The organism is Clostridium estertheticum, assembly GCF_026650985.1.
Taxonomy (GTDB): domain Bacteria; phylum Bacillota; class Clostridia; order Clostridiales; family Clostridiaceae; genus Clostridium_AD; species Clostridium_AD estertheticum_C.
In genome coordinates this window covers 1,026,719-1,041,228 of the sequence record NZ_CP086239.1, presented here as the reverse complement: position 1 = coordinate 1,041,228, position 14,510 = coordinate 1,026,719, and the positions used below count along the sequence as shown (strand labels likewise).

Sequence of the window (14,510 nt, the reverse complement as noted above, 5' to 3'; positions counted from 1 at the left end):
CATATACTTAAAAAATAAAGAGAAACAAGTTTAATATTTATTAAACCAATTCTCTCCATTTCTATAAAAAATTATTTTCAATCACATTTTGATAATTTCAGCATATTATCAACTTTACATCTTAATACTTTAATTACATCTGATGATATTTCATCAACGCTGTCTGTTAATTGTAGAGCGTTCTTGATTTTTGAACTACGGCCGAAATTTGTATTCGTCAAACTAACTGCAGTAGCTGAAAAATCAAGTGATGCAAGCGATAAAGTATATAGAGTATCTAATAATGGTTTTACATCATTTTCAAAATAAGCTCTTGCTTTGAAATCCAATGGTAATTTATCTAATTCAAATTTTAAAATATTTATGTCTACAACCTTATCTGCCAATAATTTAATGCAAGAACTATTAGATGTATCCGCCGAAGTAGCTAATGACTGATCAGTAGAATTCCAACTACTTACGCTCCCAATCTGTTTGTTCATATCCTTTATAATTTGTTGTTGTATTTGTTGATAATTTATACGATCTTGAATTGATCTTTTATCTTGATCTTCTTCATTATCTGAATTCGACTTTTTTTCTCCCATATCTACTCCTACACTCTTTAATAACTGTTATAGACTAATATTAAATTATATAAGATAGATTTAGATTTTATTACACTTATAAAAAATTTTCATTAATAATCAACTAAGTTAAAATATATTTTTTACATTTGTTGTAAACTTCATCATCTGCTCGTACTGACATAAGTGTTCCTTCCTCGTTGTACTCTTCTGAATCAACCATTGAACCCCTATGTAAATATGCAACCATAGCCTGATCAGTGTATGGAATAAGCACCTCAATTTTTTTAAGAGTGTATGGAAGATCCTTGCAAACGTTTTTCAATAGTCCTTCCAAATTCGTACCATTTTTAGCCGATATCTCTATACATTTTAATTCCTTATATTTTTCTTTGATTTTTAAAATATTTTCTGGTGAGGCTTTATCAATTTTATTTAACACCAATATCACCGGTTTATCAATTACGTTTAATTCCGTTAATACATAATCTACAGCCTCTATTTGTAGCTCTGCAGTTTCAGATGATACATCTACAACATGTAACAACAAATCGGAGTATGCCACTTCTTCAAGCGTTGATTTAAACGCTTCAACTAAGTCATGAGGGAGTTTTCTTATAAAACCTACTGTATCCGTTACTGCTGCCACTCTATTATCAGGTAATAGTAATGCTCTTGTTGTTACATCTAGTGTTGCAAAGAGCATATCTGCTTCAAACACTTTGTCCTTTATAGCAACACTTTTTAATGCTGCTACATCACACAATGCATTTCTAAGCGTTGATTTACCAGAATTAGTGTATCCTACTAACGATACTTTTGAGATACTCTCGCGACTTCTCTTCTCCCTTTGTACACTTCTAGTTGTTCTTATTTTTGCTAATTCTTTGTTTAAATCAAAAATACCTTCTCTTATTCGTCTTTTATCAATTTCTAGCTTTTTCTCTCCTGGTCCTCTTGTTCCAATTCCAGCACCTGTCCTTGAAAGCATTGTTCCAAGTCCAGTTAATCTTGGTAATCTATATTTTAATTGTGCAAGCTCAACTTGTATTTTTGCTTCCCTAGTTCTTGCTCTTCGTGCAAAAATCTCTAAAATTAGTGTAGTTCTGTCTATTACCTTACACCCAAGAACTTCTTCCAAGTTTCTAACTTGAGAACCTGATAATTCATCATCAAATATAACTAGATTTGCTCTTAACGCTTGCCTTAGACCTGCTATTTCTTCTGCTTTTCCTCTACCTATATATAAAGCTGCATCTATTTTATGTCTATTTTGAAGTATAGCGTCTACAGTCTCTACATTACACGCTCTTGCAAGTTCTGTGAGTTCTACTAAATCCTCTTCACTGCCTATCCCTACTAAAATAGCTCGTTCTGTATCATCTTCAATAACGTCACATGTTTTCATTAATTTTTCAATGTATTTAATTTTGTCTAAAATATCATATTCAATTACTTCATTTAAACTTATTGGACCCACTTCTTCTTCTACTAAAATACCTTTATCTATTCCACAAAAACCTATGTTGTATTTTAAATTTTCCTTTTCCGGACTTACTCCAATAGCCACTATACAATCTAATTTTAATTTTACAAGTGCTGACATATCAAGCGCTGATAGTCTAGAATTGCCATTTGGATGGGTGTGTATTATTTTAACCCCTGATAAACGTCCTTCTCTTATATCAATTATAGGCAGTTCCACAGTACTACTGTCGCCAATACCCATACTTATAATCTGGCCCTTTCTATCTATAGCTGCACTAACTTCTCTATCTAGATTTTGTGTTACCTCAACTAATATATCTACCAATTCAACAGACAAAATAGAATCTTTAGAAACGCTTAATTCACAAGCCTTTTCTAATTTATTTAAAATTGAATTTTTAACTCCATCTATATTTCCATATATCATCGTACATCACTCCATTCTACTAATATTTTATCTAATTTTCTTATTCTTATACTTGACAAGTTTCTTATAATTTTATACTATTGAGAGCATATTGTAAATATGTAAAGAGGGCGGGATTAACATTGGATAATAAAAAAATAAATATTCTTATATCAAAAGATCAAATTAATGAGCGAATTGAACAACTTGGTACTGAAATTTCCAAAGATTATTTGGGAAAAAAATTATATGTTCTATCATTGCTTAGAGGTAGCTTTATATATACTGCAGACCTTGTACGTCAAATCACTGTACCTACAAAAATAGGCTTTATGACAACTTCAAGTTATGGAGATGACGAAGAATCAAAAGGACTCGTTAATATTGTAAATGACATACCTGACAATATTTCTGGATTTGATGTATTAATAGTAGATGATATTGTTGATACTGGTTTAACTATGGATTTCGTTGTGAATCACGTTAGATCTTTAGGCGCTGCTAGTGTTAAAACTTGTGTTCTTTTAAATAAGATAGAAAGAAGAAAGGTTGAAATAACACCTGATTACTATTGCTTTGAGATCCCAGATCTTTTTGTAGTTGGTTATGGATTAAATTATGGAGACTATTATAGAAATATACCATACATATTTAATTGGGAAGATTAATTTAAATGCCCTATAAATACATAAAAGTATAAAAAATAAAGTGCGCACCGCGCGCTTTATTTTTTATACTTTTATACTTTTATTAATTGCTATTTCCTAGTTTAAATCCAGTTCCGTTTAAATCTAATTGAACTGCAGTATTGGGTGTTTTACCAACTATAATAGTTTCAGCAATTGGCACCTCATTTGTTACCTCGATATCATTACTTCTTAAAGGTATAAGTACTCTAACAGTAGTTTTAACCTTAACGTAGATCTTATGTCTTGTTTGATTTATACCCGCACTTTCAAACTCTGATGAATATTTAGTTTCTACATTTCCTATAGGCTGCATTTTGATATTAACACTAGGTCCATAATACGATAGAATATTATTTCTTGTTATGTATCCTATTGGAACCTTGATTCCTACATCGCCCAATTTCATTAATTCCTTTTGCGACTTTAGTGCAACATCGCAAGCTATTTTATTCATTTTCAAAGTGTCCGCTTTTAGCATTACGATATTACCAACAGAATCCTTATCCACCTTTATTATCTCATCATAGTTAAATTGATTTGAATATTCATCTATAATTGCTTTATTTACAATCTCTGTTGCTTTTGCTCTCATTTCTGAATCTGCTACTGCCATTACAGTTGGCATTGTAGTTTTATCAAAAATATATATGAATATTGTAAAATTAATCATAACTATGGCTATAATTATTAATATTCTACCTTTAATTTTATTATTAATATTCATTACCCCCATTTAAGGTTATACATTATTATATGTAACTCATTTAAGGTAAAGAATTCAAATAGCATTTCAAAACACAATATTTTATATTAAGTTTTATTTAAATAAATAATATAATTATATGGTATAATATTAAAAGCTAATTATAGCTAAACAACGTGAATTTTTAGAGGTCATGGTAAAAATTGTTAGTTTTTATCTGCTTCATAAAAATACAAGGAGGATGCTCAATGGATAAAAAAGGAACTTCTCAGAAAAAGAAAAAAAAAGCTGGGAAGCATGTTTTTAAAAAACTTATTTTTACCATTCTAATTATAGCCTTAACAATCAGTGTAGCCATCGGTGGAGTAGTCTTAGCTATGGTTAAGACAGCTCCTAGTTTAAATATTAATGAATTTTTAAAATTAGATGAAATTACTGTATTATTAGATGATTCCGGAAAACTTATGGATGAATATGTTATTTCGCAAAGAAGAATTAATGTACCTATTAGTGATGTTCCAGTTAATCTTCAGGAAGCATTTATAAGTATTGAAGATTTCAGATTTGCAACGCACCCAGGTATTGATATAAAAAGGCTAGCTGGTTCTATATTTAATGATATAAAAATAAAAATAACTGGAAGTGGTCAAAGTCTTCAGGGAGCTTCAACAATAACTCAACAGCTGGTCAAATACAGAGTATTTTTAGAAGATTCTATCGAAAACAGGACTTCTATAAAAAGAAAAGTTCAAGAAATTTATTTATCACTACAAATAGAAAAAGTATTAACCAAGTCCCAAATTTTAGAGACATATATGAATACTATTTTTCTAGGAGGAAATGCTCATGGTATAGAAGCGGCGTCACAACAATATTTTAATAAATCTGTTGAAAACTTAACCTTAAAACAGTCTGCTTTTATAGCTAGTGCTGCACAAAACCCTAGTGTTTCATATTCTATGGCAACTAAATCATTTGATACTAAAACAGCTTTTGATTCAGCTAGAACCAAAGCGGTTTTAGCTAATATGTATAAATATAATAAAATTAGTAAAGTACAATTTGACTCAGCCATGGCTGAAAAATTAACTTTTAGTTTTGCAAAAAAAGATGCAAACAAAATGAACTATGAGTTCTTTTCTAGACCTGCACTCCTTCAAGTTACTAATGATCTAATGAAAAAATATAAGATTAGCCAAAAGGAAGCATCTTCAATGCTTATGTATGATGGTGTAAAAATTTATACAACCATGGATAGGAATATGCAAAATACATCGCAAAGTTTAATTGATGCTCCTATGAACTCTTCACAAGAAAAACTACAAGCCTCATGTGTTATCATGGATTATCATACAGGTGAAGTTAAAACTATTATAGGTGGTCGTAATGTTAAAGTTCCTGGCTCTTACAACAGAGCTGCCTATGATGATAGTTTTTTAAGGGCTCCTGGATCAAGTATTAAGCCCTTAACCGTATATAGTCCAGCTATTAATACAAAAATAGCTACGGCATCTACTGTTATTGAGGATTCACCCGTCTCTGCAAGTATTGGATATAACCCTAAAAATTCACCTGATATATATCGAGGGTATTTAACTCTAAGAGATTGTTTGAAATATTCTGTTAACGTGGCAGCTGTGAAAATAGAAAATATGATTGGTATCAAGACCGGAGTTTCCTATGGTGAAAAGTTCGGATTGCAGCTAGATAACGTAGATAAGATTAGTCAGTCTGCTATGGCCCTTGGTCAATTAAATACTGGAACTAATCCTCTTACTATGGCAGCTGCATATGGTGTTTTTGGTAATAGCGGGAATCGTACTACTCCAAGATTATATACTAAGGTAGTTGATAGAACTGGTAAGGTACTGCTTGATACAAAACCTGAAACAACACCTGTTTTATCACCTCAAAGTGCTTATATCATGTACGATTTATTAAGCGGACCTGTAGGCCCAGGTGGCACTGGAACAAATGCTGTTTTTAGCGACATGCCTGTTCGAGGTAAAACTGGTACTTCTTCTAATTCAAAAGATTTATGGTTTGTTGGTTTAACTCCATATTACTCTGCCGCAGTTTGGATTGGAACTGATAAAGCAGATAAAATTGAAGGATTGGGCAGTAATGATGCTGCGCAGTTATGGGGTAAAGTTATGAAATCTGCTCATACTTCTCTTCCAGTAAAAAACGTTGATATGCCTTCTGGTATATCTTCCTTGTCCGTATCAAAGGATTCAGGTAATATACCAACAGATTTAACTATTGCAGACCCAAGGGGCGATAGAGTTTACTCTGAGCTGTTTATTGACGGGACTCAGCCTACAACTCTTGACAGCATACATGTTTCTGCTAAAGTCACAAGGGATGCAAATGGTAACTATGTTTTGGCATCAGAATATACACCAATTTGGAAAATTGAAACAAGGGTTTTTATAAAGAGGGATTATGTTCCTAATGCATATTTGGAAGACTCTGCTTTCGTATTACCAACGGCAGTTGATACCTCTTCGGGTTCTTTTTCTGCTCCTTCAGTTGTCACTCCAAATATTCCATCAACTACCCCTGAAATAACACCTCCTGTTACTACTCCTAAAACTAATGAAGGAAATAACACTACGAATGGTGGTGGTCAACTTAACCCAAATACACCTATTAACAATACTTATCCTAATCAAAATAATGACACTACTACACATAAAACAAGATAAAAAAAACAACTATTAAAATATTATGTATTTTAATAGTTGTTTTCTATTTAGTTTTAGGATTAAAAATCAATGCCATTATATATCCAAAGAAAATTGCAGCAGTAATACCGCCTGCAGTACCCTTTATACCTCCTGTAAAAGCACCTATAAGACCAAATTCATCTACTTCTTTCATTACACTCTTAGCCAAACTATATCCAAAACCAGGCAGAGGTATACTCCCCCCCGCTTTCCCATATTCGATTACTACATCATATATATTAAATGCTCCTAGTATTACACCACCCGTTACAAATACAACCAATATCCTAGCCGGAGTTAGTTTAGTTGTATCCATAAGTATTTGACCTATTACACATATAAGTCCTCCAACTATAAAAGCCATAATGTAATTATTCATTTATTCACCCCCAAACTCTATTGAAACAGCATGAGCAATTCCGGGTATTGTTTCACCCTGCAAAGTTGAAGTAGAGCTTAAAAGAGCCCCTGTTGAAACTAACAGGATCCTTTTAAATTTCCCCTTCATCATATTCTTAAGTAAATAACCTGTTGCAACTACTGCCGAACAACCACAACCGCTACCACCAGCATTAGTTCCTTGCTTTGAAGCATCAAAAATTTTTTCACCACAATCTATATAATGACCTCTCATATCGTACTTGTATTCAAGTAATAATTTTTCTGTAAACTCCTTTCCTATAATACCTAAATCTCCAGTAGCAATAACATCATAATCTGAAGGTTTTCTACCAGTATCCATAAAATGTTGTTTAATAGTGTCAACTGCTGCTGGTGCCATCGCAACTCCCATATTATTCACATCAATTATTCCATAGTCTTTGACTTTTCCAGTTGTAATATGAGTAACATAAGGAAATTTACCTTTTTTGCCTAAAACCATTGAGCCTGCACCTGTAACAGTCCATTGTGCTGTTGGTGGTCTCTGACTTCCCATTTCAAGTGGTAATCTAAATTGCCTTTCCGCTGAAGAAAAATGTGAGGAGGTAGCTGCTACAACATAATTAGCTAGGCCACCTTCCATTATCATTGAACCAATGCTTAAAGACTCTGCCATAGTTGAACAAGCTCCATATAGACCTATAAACGGTATATCTAAATCTCTAGCGGCAAAACATGAAGATGATAACTGATTTAATAAATCACCCGCTAATAAATAATTGATATCAGCTTCCTTTAACTTTGCTTTTTTTATACTTTCTGAAATAGCAGTATATAAAAGACTTGTTTCAGCTTTTTCAAAGCTTTCAGTTCCATTAAGATCATCTTCTATAATTTTATCGAAATACTCTTTTAATGGTCCCTGACCTTCCTTAGGACCAACTATATTATAGGTGCCGATAATTCTAGGTTTACTTTCAATTTCTACTGTTTGAAGACCAATTCTTCTACCCATTTTGCATCACCACCTTAAAAAATAATATAAAATTCCTACAATTACAGATGAACCAATTCCATAAACTAGAACAGGTCCTGCAATAGTAAACATTTTAGCTGCAACGCCAAAAACAAAACCCTCTTTTTTAAACTCCATTGCAGGTGAAACAATTGAATTTGCAAATCCAGTAATTGGTACAACAGAACCTGCGCCTGCAAAATCACCCAACTTATCATATACACCAATACCTGTAAGTGCAGCACCTAAAAACACCATGACTATAGATACATATGTCCCTACCTCATCCTTTGGAACACCAAATTTCGAAAAAATATCACTTATAAATTGTCCAATTACACATATTAATCCTCCAACCCAAAAGGCATTAAAACAATGTTTTAGTAAATTTGGCTTTGGAATATTATTTGAATTAAGTTTATCGAATTTTTTTCTTATAGCTTTTTCTTCTACCTTCATAAAATCCTCCTTGTCACTTTTGAAAGTTATTATTAATTTATTTTGTTATAAAAATATGATACTCTGATTCTTAATTTTAGTATTTGCATTAATATAGTTTTTAGTCAAAAAAATAAGATGTAACTAAAGATAAACGGCTTCAAATCAAACTTGAAGTTATTTGTCCATAATACATCTTATTATCTTTCTAAATTAATTTTTCCCTCATTATTTTCAAAACTTTCTTTTCTATTCTTGATACCTGCACTTGGCTAATTCCCATCATTTTTGCTACTTGAATTTGTGTATTATCTTTAAAGTATCTGAGCATAATTATTTGCCTTGATTTTGCATCAAGTTTTCTAAGTGCTTCTTTGAGAGAGATTTTATCTAAAACTTGGTTATCTTCTTCATACTTTTCACTTAGCTTATCAATTAACAATACTGGTGCACCATCATCTTGATGTATCGTATCAAATAAATACAACATATTGCTAGCAGACTCTAATGCGTATACTATATCTTCTTTTTCTATATTACAAAAGACCGACAATTCGTCAATTGTAGGATCTCTACCCAATTTTTTGGTTAGAGTATCTTTATCATAGTGCAATTGCCTTGCAGTATTTTTAACGCTCCTGCTTACTTTTATAATTCCATCATCTCTAAGAAATCTTTTAATCTCTCCCATTATCATAGGAACTGCATATGTGGAAAATTTCACATTATACTTAGTATCAAAATTATTAATTGCTTTTACGAGTCCAATACAACCTATCTGGAAGATATCATCATATTCATATCCCCTATTTAAAAATTTTTTACTTATAGATGAAACTAATGGCAAATTCATTTCTACTAAAGTGTCTAGTGCACCAGGTTCTCCATTTCTAGCCATTTGAATAAGTTGCATATTATCTTCATAATTATAGTTGCTTTTCTTGACTATTTTTTGATCCATAATATTCCACCTAACTTAAAGGATTAAATATTTTTTTCATTATTATACTTGTTCCCCTACCTTTGTCAGACTTTACTTCCAGACTGTCCATAAAAGTCTCCATTACAGTAAAACCCATTCCAGACCTCTCGAGGTCTGGACGAGAAGTGTATAGAGGCTCCATAGCTAGCTCTAAATTATCAATTCCTTTACCTGTATCATTAACTATTACTGTCAATTCCGTGCCATTAATAATTGCTTCAATAGTGATCATTTCCTCTTCACTTTCATATCCATGAATAATTGCATTGGTAACTGCTTCTGATACCGCTGTTTTAACATCGGTGATTTCATCAATTGTAGGATCTAATTGTGAAGCAAATGCTGCTATTGATACTCTTGCAAAACTTTCATTCTGCGATTTACTTAAAAATTCTATCTTAATTTTATTGTAACACATACTAATCCCCCCACTAAATATTGTTTACAGCTTGCTTTACGTCATCATACAACATGATAATTTTAAACATTCCTGACAGCTCAAATACCCTTTTCACTGAAGATTTAATATTAGTTACACATACTTTTCCATTTCTCATATGTAACTTTTTATATCTTCCAATAACTACACCAATACCAGAACTATCCATAAATGTAACTTCTCCAAAATCCATAATTAATTTGTTATAACTATCTCGTTCTAACCTATCATCTATAATATTCCTAACTTCCTCAGCACTATGGTGGTCTAATTCCCCAGACATGTAAACTATCAATTTATCTTCACTATTTTCAAAATTTAAATGCATTTTCTTCCCCCCGAATCATTTGGAATTTAAATATTATTTTGATGTCGTCTAAATAATGTATCCATATCCTATATTCGCTAACTTATAAGATAATCCTTCTTTTTTTATGTAATATTTTTTCATTTCTTTATATTATACCCAATTTTGTACTTTTTAACATAATATATGTTAAATAATTATAGTATTCTAAATCTACTATAATAAAATAAAACAGTAGCCAGATAATTAGGTACTTAATTATCTGGCTACTATTATTAATCTTCTTTAATTATTTTGATGTGAATTTGCACTTAAACCTTTTTTCAAATTCCTGTATTAACTCATTTCTAAAATCTGGGTGAGCAATATTTATTAGCGCTTTTGCTCTATTTTTTAAAGTTTTACCTTTTAATTCTGCAATACCATATTCAGTAACTATATATTGCACATCATTTCTAAGTGTTGTAACAGCTGCCCCTTCATCAAGGTTTGGTTTAATTCTCGAAACTTTTCCTTTGCATGCAGTCGATGGCATTGCAATTATGGATTTACCGTCTTTTGCCATAGCTGCACCGCGAACAAAATCAACTTGACCACCAGTTCCACTAAACTGAGTTTCTCCTATCATTTCTGCATTAACTTGACCCATAAGATCTACTTGAATAGCAGAATTTACACACACCATTTTATTATTTTTAGCAATAATATAGGGATCATTTACATAATCTACAGAATACATTTCTACCATAGGGTTATTATCCACAAAATCATATAGTCTTTTGCTTCCCATTAAAAATGTCACAACAATCTTTCCCTCATGAAGGGATTTTGCCTTACCCGTAATTACACCTGCTTCAACTAGTTCCACAACTCCATCTGAAATCATTTCAGAATGAATTCCTAAGTCCTTCTTTCCTTTTAAAAACAATAAAACTGCATCTGGAATAGCACCTATTCCAAGTTGTAGTGTAGAACCATCCTCAACTAAAGAAGCACAATTCTCTCCAATAGCTCTTTCAACATCCCCAATTTTAGGAGAAGTAAGTTCTATTAGTGGATGATTTGATTCTACTATATAATCAATGTCAGAAACATTTATAAAAGAGTCACCCATAGTTCTTGGCATTTCTTTATTTACTTCTGCAATTACCATTTTTGCGCATTCTGCTGCGGTCTTTGTGTAATCAACAGATAAACCAAAACTACAACAACCATGCTCATCAGGTGATGAAACTTGAATAAGTGCCACATCTACTGGTAGATAATTATTTTTAAATAGCTCAGGTATCTTAGAAAAAAAACAGGGCGTAAAATCTGCTCTTCCAGAAGCGATAGCTTCTCTTGTACTGGCACCTGCAAATAGTGCATTGTGTTTAAAATGACTTTCCATTTCTGGCTTAGTATACTCATCTTTTCCCATAGGAACCATATGCACAATTTCAACATCTTGATAGGAATCCTTATTCTTTAACATTGCCTCTATAAGAGTAATAGGTTCAGCACAAGCATGCCCTGTTGCTACCCTATTTCCAGACACTATCTTCCCAGCAGCTTGCTCTGCCGTAATAACCTTTGATTTGTAGATTTCTTGTAAATTCATAACTACACTCTCCCTAATAATCAAATTTTTGTCCATAATTTTAATTGATTTATTATCACTTTCACTATTGATGCATATTTTCTACATGTTTAGCAATTCTTATTGTGAAAGATGTATTTATTAAAATATTCATTTTTATCATACCAACTTCATTTTTTAAAACTTTTTTATAAAATAATTTACTCCATCTTATTATTACTACATGTATTAATACACTTTTCATAGTTTTAGAATATATTTTTGTGATTATTTTCACAATCTTTTTTAAAAAAAATCCCATAAATATGTATATGATACTTTTGTGATATTTCTTGTTTTTAATTTTGCATTAGGCTCACTTCTTTCTTACTTAAGTATACACCAATTTTCTTAACTTGTACATGTAAAAAAAATTATTATCAAAACAAAAATTAAGTTTCAGCTTTAATAAGCCACCCTTGCCATTCACTACTACCTACCACAATATTAAAAACTTTTGAATAAAATGAAATAGTTTACAAAACATGTTGATAAAACTATAAAAGAATAGTAGAATAGACTTATTAAAGGGAATTTAAAAAGTTATTTATTATAATAACAAAAATTTTAATAGAAAGGAAGATGACTATGATTATTAAAAAAATTACAGATAGTGAGTTTAAGAAATATGGACATGTTTTAGAAAATTATGATTGCTCTAAATTAATTGAAAAAATGAAAACGACACCATTGCCAAATGATGTAGTCTATGAGCCATCAATTAAAGAATTAGAAAATTTAGAAATAGCACAAGACTTAAAAATAAGAGAATTTGGTGAATTACCAATTCAAGTAGGATATTGTAATGGTAATAATTATTTACTAAATGCTGTGGAATATCATCGTTCATCTGAAATAAATGTTGCAGTTACTGATTTTATTTTACTCCTAGGTTGTATTCAAGATGTTGAAAAAGATTATTCATATGATACTTCAAATATAGAAGCCTTTTTAGTTCCGGCTGGTACAATAATCGAGGTTTATGCAACTACACTTCATTATGCACCTTGTAATGCAAATGAAAATGGCTTTAAATGTGTGGTTGTACTACCTAGGGATAGTAATTTGCCACTCGAAAATAAAATTAATAAATCTGGTGAAGATGTTTTACTCTTTGCTAGAAACAAATGGTTAATTGGTCACAAAGATACTGATTTAGGAACTCAAGGAGCATTTATAGGCTTAAAAGGTAAAAATATTTCAATAAAATAAGTATATAAATAACTATTCATAATAAAATAATCGGAGGAATGAAAAATGAAAAATTTACCACAATTAAAATTAGGAATTGTTGCAGTAAGCAGAGATTGCTTCCCAATGGAGTTATCTGTTAGCCGTAGAAAAGCTGTAGTTGAATCTTATAAAAAATCTAATGTTGATATATTTGAATGTTTAACTACTGTAGAAAATGAAACTCATATGTTAAAAGCATTAAAAGAAATTAAAGAAGCTGGTGTAAATGCATTAGTAGTATACCTTGGAAATTTCGGTCCTGAAACTTCGGAAACTTTACTTGCAAAACAATTTGGTGGACCAGTAATGTTTGTAGCTGCTTCAGAGGAAAGCGGTGATAATTTAATGAATGGCCGTGGGGATGCTTATTGCGGAATGTTAAATGCGAGTTACAATTTAGCACTACGTAATATAAAGGCATTTATTCCCGAATATCCCGTTGGAACAGCTAGTGAAGTTGCTGATATGATTTCAGAATTTGTACCAGTTGCTACTACATTACTTGGACTTGATAATTTGAAAATAATCTCATTCGGACCTCGTCCACAAGATTTCCTAGCATGTAATGCACCAATTAAGCAATTATATAATCTAGGAGTTGAAATAGAAGAAAATTCTGAACTTGATTTATACGCAGCCTTCAATGCTCATGCTGGTGATTCAAGAATTCCAGAAGTAATAGCTAGTATGGAAAAAGAATTAGGTAAGGGAAATAAAATGCCTGGTATACTGCCAAAGCTTGCTCAATATGAAATAACATTACTCGATTGGATGGAAGAACATAAAGGTTCAAGAAAATTTGTTGTATTTGCAAACAAATGTTGGCCATCATTCCAAACACAATTCGGATTTGTACCTTGTTATGTAAATAGTAGACTAACTGCAATGGGAATTCCTGTGTCATGTGAAGTTGATATTTATGGTGCATTAAGTGAATATATAGGAACTTGTATAAGCCAAGATGTTGTAACATTACTTGATATTAATAATACAGTGCCAAATGATATGTATGAATCAGAAATTAAAGGTAAATTTGATTATACATTAAAGGACACATTTATGGGGTTCCATTGTGGTAACACAGCAGCCTGCAAATTAACAAGTGGTACTATGAAATTTCAAAAAATTATGGCAAGATCTCTAGAACCTAATGTAGAACCAAACATAACAAGAGGGACACTTGAAGGAGATATTATTCCAGGCGAAATAACATTCTTCCGCTTACAAAGCAATGCAAAATCAGAATTAACAGCATATGTAGCAGAAGGTGAAGTATTACCAGTTTCAACTCGATCATTTGGATCTATTGGTGTTTTTGCAATCCCTGAGATGGCAAGATTCTATCGTAATGTATTAATCGAAAAGAGATATCCACATCATGGCGCAGTTGCATTTGGCCATTATGGAAAAGCAATGTACAATTTATTTAGATATTTAGGCGTCAAAGAATTATCATTTAATCAACCAAAAGGAATGCTTTATAAAGGAGAAAATCCATTTAAATAAAAAAGTTTGA

At 31.5% G+C, this 14,510-nt stretch carries 14 protein-coding genes; 4 read left to right on the top strand and 10 right to left on the bottom strand.

Features of this window, described 5'->3' with window-relative positions; all coding sequences use genetic code 11:
• Positions 1-77: 77 nt before the first annotated feature.
• Both LL038_RS05220 and hflX read right to left on the bottom strand, forming a co-directional pair.
• Positions 78-587, bottom strand: coding sequence for a hypothetical protein (locus LL038_RS05220; protein ID WP_216121647.1), 510 nt, complete (start codon positions 585-587; stop codon positions 78-80).
• Positions 588-690: 103 nt separating this feature from the next.
• Positions 691-2,481 (bottom strand): GTPase HflX, encoded by a 1,791-nt coding sequence (gene hflX / locus LL038_RS05215; RefSeq protein ID WP_216121649.1) that lies wholly within the window; start codon positions 2,479-2,481, stop codon positions 691-693.
• Between the two features lie 122 nt (positions 2,482-2,603).
• Between hflX and hpt the strand changes: the two genes are divergently transcribed.
• Entirely contained in the window at positions 2,604-3,128 is a 525-nt protein-coding gene (hpt, locus tag LL038_RS05210) for a hypoxanthine phosphoribosyltransferase (RefSeq protein ID WP_216121651.1), read from the top strand.
• A gap of 82 nt (positions 3,129-3,210) precedes the next feature.
• Here the strand turns inward: hpt and yunB are convergent, their stop codons facing one another.
• Positions 3,211-3,873 (bottom strand): sporulation protein YunB, encoded by a 663-nt coding sequence (gene yunB, locus LL038_RS05205; RefSeq protein WP_375292999.1) that lies wholly within the window; start codon positions 3,871-3,873, stop codon positions 3,211-3,213.
• Positions 3,874-4,100: 227 nt separating this feature from the next.
• On the opposite strand from yunB, the gene LL038_RS05200 reads away from it, so the two are divergent.
• Positions 4,101-6,560, top strand: a complete 2,460-nt coding sequence (locus LL038_RS05200) for a transglycosylase domain-containing protein (RefSeq protein WP_216121656.1) — start codon at positions 4,101-4,103, stop codon at positions 6,558-6,560.
• 43 nt (positions 6,561-6,603) lie between these two features.
• Here LL038_RS05200 and spoVAE read toward each other — a convergent pair whose 3' ends face one another.
• The 7 genes from spoVAE to LL038_RS05165 form a co-directional block, all read right to left on the bottom strand.
• Positions 6,604-6,960, bottom strand: coding sequence for a stage V sporulation protein AE (gene spoVAE / locus LL038_RS05195; protein ID WP_216121658.1), 357 nt, complete (start codon positions 6,958-6,960; stop codon positions 6,604-6,606).
• Entirely contained in the window at positions 6,961-7,977 is a 1,017-nt protein-coding gene (spoVAD, locus tag LL038_RS05190) for a stage V sporulation protein AD (protein WP_216121660.1), read from the bottom strand.
• Positions 7,978-7,983: 6 nt separating this feature from the next.
• Positions 7,984-8,436, bottom strand: coding sequence for a stage V sporulation protein AC (gene spoVAC / locus LL038_RS05185; RefSeq protein ID WP_216121663.1), 453 nt, complete (start codon positions 8,434-8,436; stop codon positions 7,984-7,986).
• A 187-nt stretch (positions 8,437-8,623) separates the two neighbouring features.
• Positions 8,624-9,376: an RNA polymerase sporulation sigma factor SigF gene (gene sigF / locus LL038_RS05180; RefSeq protein WP_216107060.1), complete on the bottom strand. Its 753-nt coding sequence runs from the start codon at positions 9,374-9,376 to the stop codon at positions 8,624-8,626.
• A gap of 10 nt (positions 9,377-9,386) precedes the next feature.
• Positions 9,387-9,815, bottom strand: coding sequence for an anti-sigma F factor (gene spoIIAB, locus LL038_RS05175; protein ID WP_071613025.1), 429 nt, complete (start codon positions 9,813-9,815; stop codon positions 9,387-9,389).
• 13 nt (positions 9,816-9,828) lie between these two features.
• Positions 9,829-10,164 (bottom strand): anti-sigma F factor antagonist, encoded by a 336-nt coding sequence (spoIIAA, locus tag LL038_RS05170; RefSeq protein ID WP_216107058.1) that lies wholly within the window; start codon positions 10,162-10,164, stop codon positions 9,829-9,831.
• Positions 10,165-10,432: 268 nt separating this feature from the next.
• On the bottom strand, positions 10,433-11,743 hold the full coding sequence (locus LL038_RS05165) for an acetyl-CoA hydrolase/transferase family protein (RefSeq protein WP_216121665.1): 1,311 nt from the start codon (positions 11,741-11,743) through the stop codon (positions 10,433-10,435).
• Between the two features lie 606 nt (positions 11,744-12,349).
• On the opposite strand from LL038_RS05165, the gene LL038_RS05160 reads away from it, so the two are divergent.
• Positions 12,350-12,973 carry a DUF4867 family protein gene (locus tag LL038_RS05160; protein ID WP_216121669.1) on the top strand — a complete coding sequence of 208 codons (624 nt, stop codon included), beginning with the start codon at positions 12,350-12,352 and terminating at the stop codon, positions 12,971-12,973.
• A 45-nt stretch (positions 12,974-13,018) separates the two neighbouring features.
• Positions 13,019-14,500: an L-fucose/L-arabinose isomerase family protein gene (locus LL038_RS05155; RefSeq protein WP_216121670.1), complete on the top strand. Its 1,482-nt coding sequence runs from the start codon at positions 13,019-13,021 to the stop codon at positions 14,498-14,500.
• Positions 14,501-14,510: the final 10 nt, after the last annotated feature.

What these genes read in the sequence shown, in the direction of transcription:
- LL038_RS05220 (WP_216121647.1), bottom strand. Translation starts at nt 587, where the DNA reads ATGGGAGAAAAAAAGTCGAATTCAGATAATGAAGAAGATCAAGATAAA.
- yunB (WP_375292999.1), bottom strand. Translation starts at nt 3,873, where the DNA reads ATGAATATTAATAATAAAATTAAAGGTAGAATATTAATAATTATAGCC.
- LL038_RS05155 (WP_216121670.1), top strand. Translation starts at nt 13,019, where the DNA reads ATGAAAAATTTACCACAATTAAAATTAGGAATTGTTGCAGTAAGCAGA.
- spoVAC (WP_216121663.1), bottom strand. Translation starts at nt 8,436, where the DNA reads ATGAAGGTAGAAGAAAAAGCTATAAGAAAAAAATTCGATAAACTTAAT.
- sigF (WP_216107060.1), bottom strand. Translation starts at nt 9,376, where the DNA reads ATGGATCAAAAAATAGTCAAGAAAAGCAACTATAATTATGAAGATAAT.
- spoVAD (WP_216121660.1), bottom strand. Translation starts at nt 7,977, where the DNA reads ATGGGTAGAAGAATTGGTCTTCAAACAGTAGAAATTGAAAGTAAACCT.
- spoIIAB (WP_071613025.1), bottom strand. Translation starts at nt 9,815, where the DNA reads ATGTGTTACAATAAAATTAAGATAGAATTTTTAAGTAAATCGCAGAAT.
- spoIIAA (WP_216107058.1), bottom strand. Translation starts at nt 10,164, where the DNA reads ATGCATTTAAATTTTGAAAATAGTGAAGATAAATTGATAGTTTACATG.
- LL038_RS05160 (WP_216121669.1), top strand. Translation starts at nt 12,350, where the DNA reads ATGATTATTAAAAAAATTACAGATAGTGAGTTTAAGAAATATGGACAT.
- LL038_RS05165 (WP_216121665.1), bottom strand. Translation starts at nt 11,743, where the DNA reads ATGAATTTACAAGAAATCTACAAATCAAAGGTTATTACGGCAGAGCAA.
- LL038_RS05200 (WP_216121656.1), top strand. Translation starts at nt 4,101, where the DNA reads ATGGATAAAAAAGGAACTTCTCAGAAAAAGAAAAAAAAAGCTGGGAAG.
- hflX (WP_216121649.1), bottom strand. Translation starts at nt 2,481, where the DNA reads ATGATATATGGAAATATAGATGGAGTTAAAAATTCAATTTTAAATAAA.
- spoVAE (WP_216121658.1), bottom strand. Translation starts at nt 6,960, where the DNA reads ATGAATAATTACATTATGGCTTTTATAGTTGGAGGACTTATATGTGTA.